Raw genomic sequence first — 12176 nt, 5'->3', positions numbered from 1 at the left:
GCCCGCGCGGTGCGGGGCCGGGGGGGGGGGCCGGGGGGCCGCCCCCCCCCCCCCCCCCCCCGCCGCGGCGCCGGGCGGGGGGGGGGGGCCCCCCCCGCCCCCCCCCCCCCCCCCCACCACGGCGTTTACCGGTCAGCGCGGCCAGAAGCTGGTCCGCCAGGCGCGCGGGCCCGGGTGCGGAATCCGTCGCGGCACGAGGGACGCCGGGTCGGACCACTCCTCGCCCTGGTCCGGGCCGCCGGGCGCGGCGGCAGCGGCGGCCGCCGCGCGGGCTTGCACCACCGCGACTGCGGCGGCCAGCTCCTCAGGTGTCGGGTTGCCCCGCAGGACCTTGATCACCGTCAGCCTCCTTACAGCAGTCGATCCTGACGTCTTTACAGCGGGATGTTGCCGTGCTTCTTCGGGGGCAGCTGTTCGCGCTTGTTGCGCAGGGTGCGCAGGCCGCGGACGATGTGGCGGCGGGTCTCGGACGGCATGATCACCGCGTCGACGTAGCCGCGTTCGGCCGCCGCGTAGGGGTTGAGGAGGGCCTCCTCGTACTCGGCGATCAGTTCCTGGCGGCGGGCCTCCTGGGCGGCCGGGTCCTCGATGGCGGCCAGCGTGCGGCGGTGCAGGATGTTGACCGCGCCCTGCGCGCCCATCACCGCGATCTGGGCGGTGGGCCAGGCCAGGTTGAGGTCGGCGCCCAGGTGCTTGGAGCCCATGACGTCATACGCGCCGCCGAACGCCTTGCGGGTGATGACGGTGATCAGGGGGACGGTGGCCTCGGCGTAGGCGTAGATCAGCTTGGCGCCGCGGCGGATGATGCCGTCCCACTCCTGGTCGGTGCCGGGCAGGAAGCCGGGCACGTCCACGAAGGTCAGGACGGGGATGTTGTAGGCGTCGCAGGTGCGCACGAAGCGGGCGGCCTTCTCGGACGCCTTGATGTCCAGGGTGCCGGCGAACTGCATCGGCTGGTTGGCGACGATGCCCACCGAGTGGCCCTCCACCCGGCCGTAGCCGGTGACCATGTTCGGCGCGTACAGCGCCTGGACCTCCAGGAACTCCCCGTCGTCCAGCACGTGCTCGATGACGGAGAGCATGTCGTAGGGCTGGTTGGCGGAGTCCGGGATGAGCGCATCCAGCTCGCGGTCGTAGTCGCTGGTCTCCAGGTCGGCCTCCTCGGGGAAGGCGGGCGGCTCGGAGAGGTTGTTGGAGGGCAGGTAGGACAGCAGCGCCTTGATGTACTCCACCGCGTCCTTCTCATCGCCCGCCATGTGGTGGGCGACGCCGGAGGTGGCGTTGTGGGTGCGCGCCCCGCCCAGCTCCTCGAAGCCCACGTCCTCGCCGGTGACGGTCTTGATGACGTCGGGTCCGGTGATGAACATGTGCGAGGTCTGGTCGACCATGACCGTGAAGTCGGTGATGGCGGGGGAGTAGACCGCGCCGCCCGCGCACGGGCCGACGATCAGGGAGATCTGCGGGATGACACCGGAGGCGTGGGTGTTGCGGCGGAAGATCTCCCCGTAGGCGCCGAGGGAGACCACGCCCTCTTGGATGCGGGCGCCGCCGGAGTCGTTGATGCCGATGACCGGGCAGCCGTTCTTCAGCGCGAAGTCCATCACCTTGACGATCTTCTCGCCGAACACGCCGCCCAGCGCCCCGCCGAAGACGGTGAAGTCCTGGGAGAAGACGGCGACGGGGCGGCCGTCGACGGTGCCGTAGCCGGTGACGACGCCGTCGCCGTAGGGGCGGTTGGCCGCCATGCCGAAGTCGGTGGAGCGGTGCCGGGCGAACTCGTCCAGTTCGACGAAGGATCCTTCGTCCAGCAGCAGGTCGATCCGCTCACGGGCGGTCAACTTGCCCTTGGCGTGCTGCTTTTCCACGGCGCGTGCGGAGCCGGCATGCGTGGCTTCCTCGATGCGTCGCTGAAGATCCGCCAGCTTGCCCGCGGTGGTGTGGCTGGCTGAATTGTCAAACGTGGGTGCTTCCGGCTCGGACATCGGGATGCGGCTCCTGCTCGTCCTGGACTGGTGCTCGTACGTGGGGCGCTTCGCTCAGGGGTTGGCTACCGATTCGTAGCGTATCCGCGGCACTGCTCACCGGCACTGCGTCGTTGGCCACACTCCGGCGCCCGGAAGCCTCATAGGCTGGGCATCATGACGCCTCAACCTCCCGTAAACCCCGACAACCCCGAAAACCCCGGCAAAGACCGTGGCGGCCGGTGGGCCGATCTCGACCGGCCCCCGCTGAACGAGACGGCGCTGCGCAAGGCCCTCGTACGCGACGGCTCCCTGTGGACCTCTCTGGACGTGGTCCAGGTCACCGGCTCCACCAACACCGACCTGGCGGCCCGCGCGGCCAAGGGTGAGGCGGCGGCGGGCAGCGTGCTCGTCGCGGAGGAGCAGTCGGCCGGCCGCGGCCGGCTGGACCGCCAGTGGTCGGCACCGCCCCGCTCCGGGCTCTTCTTCTCCGTCCTCCTCAAGCCCGAGGTGCCCACGGAGCGGTGGGGCTGGCTGCCGCTGCTGGCCGGCGTCGCCACCGCCACCGCGCTCTCCCGCGCGGCCGGCGTGGACACCGCCCTGAAGTGGCCCAACGACCTCCTCCTCACGGTGGACGGCGAGGAACGCAAGGCGGGCGGCATCCTCGCCGAGGCGGCCGCCGGCGGCGTCGTCCTCGGCATCGGCCTGAACGTCTCGCTGCGCGCCGACGAGCTCCCGGTGCCCGGCGCCGGCTCGCTCGCCCTGGCCGGCGCGCAGGGCACCGACCGCGACCCGCTGCTCCGTGCCGTACTGCGTTCGCTGGAGCAGTGGTACGGCGACTGGCAGGCGGCCGGCGGCGACCCGGCGGCCTGCGGGTTGCAGGAGGCGTACGCGGCGGGCTGCGCGACGCTCGGCCGCACGGTCCGCGCGCTGCTCCCCGGCGACCGGGAGATCCGCGGCGAGGCGGTGGCCCTGGACGGCGACGGGCGGCTGGTTCTGGCCACCGCCGACGGCGTACAGCTGCCGGTGGCGGCGGGTGACATCGTCCATCTGCGGCCGGCCGAGGACCAGGGCTGACCGGGCGGGGCGCCGCGGAACCGGGTGACGGGAGACGGCAAGTGGTTCTTGACGACATTCCACACCTGCGAATGATGCGTTATGTGTGGAATGTGAGAGTGAGCCAGAGCACACCTGCCGTATCGTTGACGCGATCGGTCCGGCAGCGGGCCGCGGGCGAACAGTGATCGGAAGGGCAGTGCGCAGGGATCGGAAGAGGAGGGCGCGGTGACCCTCGACGACTCGGGCGCATCGCCGCGCGACGCGGAAGCGGTGCCGCGCACCGCCGACACCGCCGACGACGGCTCCGACGGGGAGTCCGGCGACGACACCATCGCCCTCCGCCTGGAGCAGCTGATCCTCGGCTCCGAGCGGCGCTACACACCGTTCCAGGCGGCCCGCAGCGCCGGCGTCTCCATGGACCTGGCCTCCCGTTTCTGGCGGGCCATGGGCTTCGCCGACATCGGCCAGGTCAAGGCGCTCACCGAGGCCGACGTGCTGGCGCTGCGCCGGCTCTCGGGCCTGGTGGAGGCCGGACTGCTCAGCGAGGCGATGGCGGTCCAGGTGGCCCGCTCCACGGGCCAGACCACGGCCCGCCTCGCCGACTGGCAGATCGACTCCTTCCTGGAGGGCCTGACCGAGCCGCAGGACTCCGGGCTGACCCGTACGGAAATCACGTACCCCCTGGTCGAGCTGCTCCTCCCCGAGCTGGAGGAGTTCCTCGTCTACGTCTGGCGCCGCCAGCTCGCCGCCGCGACCGGCCGGGTCGTCCAGGCCCAGGACGACGCCGAGATGGTCGACCGGCGGCTCGCCGTCGGCTTCGCCGACCTGGTCGGCTTCACCCGCCTCACCCGCCGCCTGGAGGAGGAGGAACTGGGCGAGCTGGTCGAGGCGTTCGAGACCACGGCCGCCGACCTGGTCGCCGCGCACGGCGGCCGGCTCATCAAGACCCTGGGCGACGAGGTGCTGTACGCCGCGGACGACGCGGGCACCGCCGCCGAGATCGGGCTGCGCCTCATCGAGACCATGGCCAATGACGAGACCATGCCCGAGCTGCGGGTGGGCATCGCCTTCGGCACGGTCACGACCCGCATGGGCGATGTCTTCGGCACCACGGTGAATCTGGCCAGCCGGCTCACCTCCATAGCGCCGAAGGACACCGTCCTGGTCGACGAGGCGTTCGCCGAGGAGCTGAGCCGGACCGGCGAGGCCCCGGTCTCCGAGGCGGAGGCGGCAGCGGCGGAAAAGGAGGGCGACGGCCCGGTCCCCGCGTACCGCTTCGCCCTCCAGCCGATGTGGCAACGCCCGGTCCGCGGCCTGGGCGTCGTCGAACCATGGCTGCTGACCCGGCGCCAGCCGAAGTCCTGACGGCGGGCCGCCGCCCCCGCCCGGCTACGATCGCTCCCGTAAGCGATCGTTAACCGGGAGGGGCGGTACCCATGGCCGACCAGGACGAGCAGCGGTACGGCGAGCACGTAGCAGTCAAGCGGCACGGCGACCACGTCGCCGAACTCGCCATGGACCGCCCCAAGGCGATGAACGCCGTCTCCACGGCCATGGCCCAGGCGCTCACCGCCGCCTGCGAAGCCCTCGCCGCGGACCGGTCCGTCAGGACCACCGTCCTCACCTCCACGCACGACCGCGCGTTCTGCGTCGGCGCCGACCTCAAGGAGCGCAACTCCTTCACCGACGCCGACCTGATGCGCCAGCGCCCGTACACCCGCGCCGCCTACACCGGCGTGCTGGAGCTGCCGATGCCCACCATCGCCGCCGTGCACGGCTTCGCGCTCGGCGGCGGCTTCGAGCTGGCGCTCTCCTGCGACCTGATCGTGGCCGATGCCACCGCCGTCGTCGGCCTCCCCGAGGTCTCCGTCGGCGTGATCCCCGGCGGCGGCGGTACGCAGCTGCTGCCGCGCCGGGTCGGCGCGGCCCGCGCGGCCGAGCTGGTCTTCACCGCGCGCCGCGTCGAGGCCGCGGAGGCCGCCGAGTTGGGCCTGGTCGACCAGCTCGTCGGCGCGGGCGAGGACCGTACGCAGGCGCTGGAGCTGGCCGCGCGGATCGCCCGCAACTCCCCGGTCGGACTGCGCGCCGCCAAGCGCGCCATGCGCCTCGGGCACGGCCTGGACCTGCGGACCGGCCTGGACCTGGAGGACGGCGCCTGGCGCAGCGTCGCGTTCTCCGGCGACCGGGCCGAGGGCGTGGCCGCCTTCAACGAGAAGCGGACGCCGGACTGGCCGGGCGAGTGACCCCGGCCGTACTCGCCCCCGTACCCCGGTAGCCGGCCGCGACTCCGTAGCCGTCCGCGACTCCGTAGCCGTCCGTGCCCGTAGCCGTCCGTGACCCCATAAGGGGCGAACCGTGGCAAACCTTCCTACTCTGTAAGGTCAAGGCGCGCCTACGGTGACGGATTGTGAGGGCCGGTGACGGGCGAAGCGGTGGGCGGGAGCGAAAACGGGTGCGACGCCCGGCTGCGGGCCGTCGTGGCGCTCGCGCAGGCCATGGCCGCCGCCCACCACCCCAAGGAATCGGCGCGTGCCGCGGCGCACGGCGCGTGCCGGGCGCTGGGCGGCTCCTTCGCCGCGGTCTCCGTCTGGGAGCGCCAGCTCGGCCGGCTGCGGGTCCTGGTGAACGTCGGCGACCTGGCCGACGGCGAGCAGGAGTACCCGGACGACGAGTCCTACCCGGTGCACGAGTTCCCCGAGATCGTCGGCTTCCTGCACGAGCGGTGGGCGGGCGGCGGCGAGCCCGAAGCCTGGGTGGAGACCGCCGACGGGCCGCACGAGGAGGGCTCGTACTGCCATCAGCGCGTGGCCGCGCTGCGCCGCCGCGGCCGGGGCAGCTGCGTGGTCGCGCCGATCGTGCTGCACGGCCGGGCCTGGGGCGAGCTGTACGTGGCCCGGCCGCGCGGCGCGCCGGTCTTCGCCCGGGACGACGCGGACTTCGCCACGGTCCTCGCGGCCGTGGCGGCGGCCGGCATCGCGCAGACCGAGCGGCTGGCCGAGGCCCGCAGGCTGGCCTTCACCGACGCGCTGACCGGCCTGGCCAACCGGCGCGCGGTCGACATGCGGCTGGACGAGGCGCTGGAGCGGCACCGTGCCGAGGGCGCCGTCGTCAGCCTGATGATCTGCGACCTCAACGGGCTGAAGCGGGTGAACGACACCCAGGGCCACGCGGCGGGCGACCGGCTGCTGGAGCGGTTCGGGTCGGTGCTGTCGCTGTGCGGCGCGATACTGCCGGGCACCCTCGCGGCCCGCCTCGGCGGCGACGAGTTCTGCCTGCTCGCGGTCGGTCACCCGGCCGACGACGTGGTGCGGGTGGCGGCGGAACTGTGCCGCCGTGCGGGCGCGTTGGACCTCGGTGAGGGCGTGGCGGTCGGGGTGGCCTCCACCGGTGACCCGGTCGGTGAGGTGCGGTCGGCGCGCCGCCTCTTCCGGCTCGCGGACGCCGCGCAGTACCGGGCCAAGGAGGCGCGTGCGCGGGGCCCGGTGGTGGCGGGCCGGGAGGGCGGCGAGGACGACCCGGTCGTCCGGATGGCCGATGCGCCGGACAGCGGCCCGGCGGCACCGCACGGGGAGCGCCGCCGGTTCCGCCGCTGAGGCCGGCAGCGGCCGGCAGCGGCCGGACCGCGCCGCGGACGCCTGCGTCCTGCGAGGTAAGGGGTGCAGCCGCACCCCACTGATGACATCTGCGCTTTCACTCTCTAGGGTGACTGAATATGGATATGCACACCGTGGTGCTGGGGACGACCGGCACGACCGCTCAGGACGTCATCGACGTGGCCCGTGGCGCCGCCCGGGTCGAGGTCTCAGCGGGCGCGCGCGAGGCCGTCGCCGCCTCCCGCGCCTTCATCGACGACCTCGCCGCCAAGCCGGACCCCGTCTACGGCGTCTCCACCGGCTTCGGCGCGCTCGCCGTCCGGCACATCAGCCCCGAGCTCCGCGCCCAGCTGCAGCGCAACATCGTCCGCTCGCACGCGGCCGGCATGGGCCCGCGCGTGGAGCGCGAGGTGGTCCGCGCGCTGATGTTCCTGCGCCTGAAGACCCTGGCCTCGGGCCGTACGGGCGTCCGCCCCCTCGTGGTCGACACGATGGCGGAGCTGCTGAACGCGGGCATCACCCCCGTCGTCCACGAGTACGGCTCGCTCGGCTGCTCCGGCGACCTGGCGCCGCTCTCGCACTGCGCGCTGACCCTGATGGGCGAGGGCGAGGCCGAGGGCCCCGACGGCGTCGTACGGCCCTCGGGCGAGCTGCTGGCCCAGTACGGCATCGAGCCCGTCGAACTGCGCGAGAAGGAGGGCCTGGCCCTCCTGAACGGCACCGACGGCATGCTCGGCATGCTCGTGATGGCCTGTGCCGACCTGGCCCGCCTGTTCACCTCTGCCGACATCACCGCCGCGCTCTCCTTGGAAGCGCTGCTCGGCACGGACAAGGTCCTCGCGCCCGAGCTGCACGCCATCCGCCCGCACCCGGGCCAGGCCGCCGCGGCCGCCAACATGCTCAAGGTGCTGACCGGCTCCGAGCTCACCGGCCACCACCAGGACGACGCCCCGCGCGTCCAGGACGCCTACTCCGTGCGCTGTGCCCCGCAGGTCTCGGGCGCGGGCCGGGACACCCTCGCGCACGCCCGCCTCGTCGCCGAGCGCGAGCTGGCGGCCGCCGTGGACAACCCCGTCGTCCTGGAGGACGGCCGGGTGGAGTCCAACGGCAACTTCCACGGCGCCCCGGTCGCCTATGTCCTGGACTTCCTCGCCATCGCCGCCGCCGACCTCGGCTCGGTCGCCGAGCGCCGCACCGACCGGCTGCTGGACAAGAACCGCTCCCACGGCCTGCCCGCCTTCCTGGCCGGCGACCCGGGCGTGGACTCCGGCCTGATGATCGCCCAGTACACGCAGGCCGCGCTGGTCAGCGAGATGAAGCGGCTCGCGGCCCCGGCCTCGGTGGACTCCATCCCGTCCTCCGCCATGCAGGAGGACCATGTCTCGATGGGCTGGTCGGCGGCGCGCAAGCTGCGGACCGCGGTCGACAACCTGACCCGCGTCGTCGCCGTCGAGATGTACGCGGCGACGCGCGCGGTGGAGATGCGCGAGGGGCTGGCCCCGTCGCCCGCGACCCGCGCGGTGCTGGACGCCGTACGGGCCGAGGGCGTGCAGGGGCCGGGGGAGGATCGTTTCCTCGCGCCCGACCTGGCGGCGGCGTACGACTTCGTACGGAGCGGCAAGCTGGTCGCGGCCGTGGAGTCGGTCACGGGGAAGCTGGACTGAGGTGCGTGGTCCGGCGCGCGGCGCGGACGGCCGGGAAGTCCCGCGGAGCCCCGCGGGCTCTCAGGCCGTCTCGCCGCGCGAGCGGCGCACGGCGAGGGTGACCAGGGCGGCCCCGATGCCGAGGAAGGCCGTGCCGCCGACGGCGTACGGCGTGGTGTCGAGGGAGCCGGAGTCGGCGAGCCGGACCTCGCCGGTGCCCTGCGCGCCGTCCGTGCCCGCGGCGACCTGCGTACCGGGGGCGACCCGCCCCTGCTGACCGGCGTCCGCGGCCGTGTCCCCACTGGCGTCGGCGGCCGTGTCCGTACCGGCCCGTACGTCCTGGCCCACGGCCGGGGCGGCGGCGGAGTGCCGCATTCCGTCGTCGTGCTCGGCCGTGGCGTTCGCCGACGGTACGAAACAGAGCGCGATCAGCACCGAACCGGCCGCAGCGGCAGTCACCAGTGGTCGGCGTGCGGTCACGGAACGATCCCCCTTCACGGCTCGGCGCGTTGGCCGTTACCCAGATGTTAGTAACAGCCGCGGGTCGCGGGGAAGCCAGGGGCCCTACGTGCTTACGCTCCGTGGCATGAGCAACGGTGACACATCACGGTTTGTCCGCCTGCGCGTCGACCTGGTCATGGAGATCACGGATCCCGACCTGCTGACCGGCGCGGCCCTCGACGGGGTCAGCGACGAGGATCATCTCTCCGATCAGGAGCGCAGCTACGCGCGGCAAGCGGTCCAGGCGGAGCCGGCGGAGGCCGTCGCGCACCTCGTCGACCCCTTCGACCTCGTCAACGACGTCCCCGGCGTCGAACTCACCCAGGCGTCCTGGACCAGCGAGGAGACCGAGTACGACCCCGAGGCCGAGGAGTGGGATCTCGGGGACGCGGGGGACGACGAAGAGCTCGTCTGAGGCCCGCTTCTCCGTCGCGGAGCCTGGGTGTCCTTTCCCACACTTTCCCGTGCATGGAACGGCAAAACGGGAACAGGCGTTCATCATGGGAGCGACTGGGACCAAGTGTGCCCAGATGGCTCGGGGAGGACCTCAGGTTCCGTAGCAATGGAGAAGTGACTGATGACGTACGGCAAGCACCGCAAGGGCTTCATAGCCACCGCCGGGCTGCTGGGCGGCGCACTGGCGCTCGCGGCCTGCGGCGGCGGTGCTGACAAGGCCAGCGGTGACAGCGGCGGCTCCGGGCCGCCAGAGAAGCATCAGAAGCAGGAACAGGTCGACAGGGCGGCCGCCGAGGACGCCTCGGACGCCACGATCAAGATCGTGCCGAAGAGCGGCACGGACGACGCGGGCATCAACAGCGACACCAAGGTCGGCGTCACGGACGGCAAGCTGACCGACGTCACCATGACCTCCCTGGACACCAAGGAGCAGGTGCCCGGCACGCTCGCGCCCGACGGCAAGTCCTGGCAGCCGCAGTCCCCGCTGAAGCGCTCCACGCAGTACCGGATCACCGCGCACGCCGAGGACGCCAAGGGCCGCACGGCGGTCGAGCACTCCACGTTCAGCACGGTCTCGCCCAGCAACAGCTTCATCGGCAACTTCACCCCTGAAGACGGCTCGACCGTCGGCGTCGGCATGCCGGTGTCGCTCAACTTCGACAAGCCGGTCAAGAACAAGGCCGCCGTCGAGTCGAAGATCAAGGTCGCGGCGAGCAGCAACCAGAAGGTCGTCGGCCACTGGTTCAGCGACACCCGCCTGGACTTCCGCCCGCAGGAGTACTGGAAGCCCGGCTCCAAGGTCACCATGGACCTCGACCTGGACGGCGTCGAGGCGTCGCCCGGCGTGCAGGGCATCCAGGACAAGACCGTCAGCTTCGACGTGGGCCGCTCCCAGGTGAGCACCGTCGACGCCAAGACGCATCAGATGACCGTGGTGCGCGACGGCAGGACCGTCAAGCAGATCCCGATCTCGGCCGGCGGCCAGGAGAACCCGACCTACAACGGTCAGCTGGTGATCTCCGAGAAGTTCAAGCAGACCCGCATGGACGGCTCGACGGTCGGCTTCAAGAAGAAGAACGGCAAGGGCGAGTACGACATCCCCGACGTCCCGCACGCCATGCGGCTGTCGGACTCCGGCACCTTCATCCACGGCAACTACTGGGGCAAGGGCATCTTCGGCAAGGCCAACACCAGCCACGGCTGCATCGGCCTGGAGGACGCCAAGGGCGCCAAGGACGACAAGACCGACGGCGCCTGGTTCTACGACCACTCCCTGCTCGGTGACGTCGTGGTCATGAAGAACTCCCCGGACAAGACCATCCAGCCCGACAACGGCCTGAACGGCTGGAACATGGACTGGTCCCAGTGGACGGCGGGCAGCGCCCTGCAGTGACCCGGGCGGCCTGACCTGACCCGACAGCTCACCGATACCTGACGGCTTCCCCGAGCCGCGCGCGGGCGGCGCCCCGGACACCGGTCCGGAGCGCCGCCCGCCGCCGTTTCCGGCCGTACCGTACGCGTCCGTACAGTGACCCGGTGGGCAACAAGGGCGAGGGGCGCGGCGGGCGCCGGGAGAGCGGGGCCGCGCACGGCGCCGAGGAGACCGTGGCACGCGTACTGGGCGCGGTCCGGTACGCCGCGGACGGCAGGCCCGCCGAGGACGCCGTCGAGGCCGGCGCGTCGGCGCTGAGCGCGGACCCGGCCGGCCCCGAGGCGGTGGGCCGGGCCCTGCTGACCGCCGCGGCGGCCACCGTGCGCGGCTGCTGGGAGGGCGGCTGGCACCCCGCCGACCTGGTACGCCTCGTACGGCGCGCGGGCGCTCCGCCCGAGGTCGCCGCCGACCTCGTCGCCGCCGAGCTCCGCCGGTACCCCGCCGAGGAGCTCCCGCCGCGCTGGCCCGCACAGCTGCGCGAGGCGGGCGCCGAGGTCTGGTGGCCGGACGACGGCGGTTACCCGGACGCGCTGGCCCGGCGCCGCCGCACCACCCGCTTCGAGGCGCTCTGCGCCGTCCTGGAGGTGCTGCGGGTCCTCGGGCGGCTGCCCCGGGTCACGCCGACCGGGCCGCTCCCGGGCGTACGGACGGCCGGTACGGCTTCTTCGGGTTTTTCGCGGACCGGCACCCCGTCCGATGAGCCGCGCGTCCTCGGCCGCATCCGCGGCCTGCTCGCCAAGGCCGAGTCCACCGCCTTCCCCGAGGAGGCCGAGGCGCTCTCCGCGAAGGCCCAGGAGCTGATGGCCCGGCACAGCGTCTCCGAGGCGCTGCTCGCGGGCGCCGCCTCCGCCGGCGGTCCCGAGACCCTGCGCATCGGCGTCGAGGGCCCGTACGAGAGTGCCAAGGCGCTGCTGCTGGACGCGGTGGCCGCCGCCAACCGCTGCCAGGCCGTCTGGTCCCCGGACGCCGCCTTCACCACCCTCGTCGGCTTCGCGCCGGACCTGGACGCCGCCGAACTGCTCTACACCTCCCTCCTCGTGCAGGCCACCACGGCCATGAACCGGGCCGCCGACGCGCACCACGGCCGCGGGAAGTCCCGCCGCACGAAGGACTTCCGCCAGTCCTTCCTCGCCGGCTACGCCTCCCGCATCCGCGACCGCCTCACCGACGCCGCCGACCACGTCACCGCGGAGGCGGCCGAGGGGACGCCGGACCTGCTGCCGGTACTGGCCGCCCGCGACCTCGCGGTCCAGGAGCGGACCGGCGCGCTCTTCCCCGAGACCACGGCGGTACGGATGCGGGGTGTACGGGACGCGGAGGGGCTGCACCAGGGGGTGGCGGCCGCGGACAGGGCCCGGCTGGACCGCGGCGGGCGGTAGGTCCGCCGCTCCCGGGGCGGCGCGGGATCGCCGCCTCCGGGCCGCGGGTCGCGGTCAGCCGGGCCGCAGGGCCGCCGCCTCCGGGCCGCGAGGTCGACGCCCCACAGGACCCAACTCCCCCACTGGTACCGTCACTTACCGGTGGCGCGGTA

The 12176-nt window shown here is 73.2% G+C and carries 11 protein-coding genes; 8 read left to right on the top strand and 3 right to left on the bottom strand.

Annotated features, from left to right (window positions below):
* Window positions 1-132: 132 nt before the first annotated feature.
* Window positions 133-339, bottom strand: a complete 207-nt coding sequence (locus ACIGXO_RS11560) for an acyl-CoA carboxylase epsilon subunit (protein ID WP_399783718.1) — start codon at window positions 337-339, stop codon at window positions 133-135.
* 35 nt (window positions 340-374) lie between these two features.
* Window positions 375-1982 carry an acyl-CoA carboxylase subunit beta gene (locus tag ACIGXO_RS11555; RefSeq protein ID WP_399783715.1) on the bottom strand — a complete coding sequence of 536 codons (1608 nt, stop codon included), beginning with the start codon at window positions 1980-1982 and terminating at the stop codon, window positions 375-377.
* Window positions 1983-2138: 156 nt separating this feature from the next.
* On the opposite strand from ACIGXO_RS11555, the gene ACIGXO_RS11550 reads away from it, so the two are divergent.
* The 5 genes from ACIGXO_RS11550 to hutH all read left to right on the top strand — a co-directional run bounded on the left by ACIGXO_RS11550 (window position 2139) and on the right by hutH (window position 8277).
* On the top strand, window positions 2139-3038 hold the full coding sequence (locus tag ACIGXO_RS11550) for a biotin--[acetyl-CoA-carboxylase] ligase (protein ID WP_399783712.1): 900 nt from the start codon (window positions 2139-2141) through the stop codon (window positions 3036-3038).
* Window positions 3039-3290: 252 nt separating this feature from the next.
* On the top strand, window positions 3291-4385 hold the full coding sequence (locus tag ACIGXO_RS11545) for an adenylate/guanylate cyclase domain-containing protein (protein WP_399783904.1): 1095 nt from the start codon (window positions 3291-3293) through the stop codon (window positions 4383-4385).
* Window positions 4386-4456: 71 nt separating this feature from the next.
* Window positions 4457-5263, top strand: coding sequence for an enoyl-CoA hydratase/isomerase family protein (locus ACIGXO_RS11540; protein ID WP_399783709.1), 807 nt, complete (start codon window positions 4457-4459; stop codon window positions 5261-5263).
* Between the two features lie 252 nt (window positions 5264-5515).
* Window positions 5516-6613, top strand: coding sequence for a diguanylate cyclase domain-containing protein (locus tag ACIGXO_RS11535; protein ID WP_399783901.1), 1098 nt, complete (start codon window positions 5516-5518; stop codon window positions 6611-6613).
* A 125-nt stretch (window positions 6614-6738) separates the two neighbouring features.
* Complete coding sequence (hutH, locus tag ACIGXO_RS11530; RefSeq protein ID WP_399783899.1) at window positions 6739-8277, top strand: histidine ammonia-lyase; 1539 nt, start codon at window positions 6739-6741, stop codon at window positions 8275-8277.
* 60 nt (window positions 8278-8337) lie between these two features.
* Here the strand turns inward: hutH and ACIGXO_RS11525 are convergent, their stop codons facing one another.
* Entirely contained in the window at window positions 8338-8736 is a 399-nt protein-coding gene (locus tag ACIGXO_RS11525) for a hypothetical protein (RefSeq protein ID WP_399783706.1), read from the bottom strand.
* Between the two features lie 106 nt (window positions 8737-8842).
* Here ACIGXO_RS11525 and ACIGXO_RS11520 point away from each other — a divergent pair, with 106 nt between their 5' ends.
* The 3 genes from ACIGXO_RS11520 (at window position 8843) to ACIGXO_RS11510 (ending at window position 12024) form a co-directional block, all read left to right on the top strand.
* Entirely contained in the window at window positions 8843-9172 is a 330-nt protein-coding gene (locus ACIGXO_RS11520; protein ID WP_399783703.1) for a hypothetical protein, read from the top strand.
* A 162-nt stretch (window positions 9173-9334) separates the two neighbouring features.
* Entirely contained in the window at window positions 9335-10606 is a 1272-nt protein-coding gene (locus ACIGXO_RS11515; protein WP_399783700.1) for an Ig-like domain-containing protein, read from the top strand.
* Between the two features lie 143 nt (window positions 10607-10749).
* A complete protein-coding gene (locus ACIGXO_RS11510; RefSeq protein WP_399783697.1) occupies window positions 10750-12024 on the top strand; it encodes a DUF2786 domain-containing protein in 1275 nt (424 codons plus the stop codon).
* The last annotated feature ends 152 nt before the right edge of the window (window positions 12025-12176 follow it).

This window comes from Streptomyces sp. NPDC053542, assembly GCF_044544685.1.
Taxonomy (GTDB): Bacteria; Actinomycetota; Actinomycetes; order Streptomycetales; family Streptomycetaceae; genus Streptomyces.
Note: the sequence above shows the minus strand (reverse complement) of the source record. Positions and strands in the feature narration are given on the sequence as shown.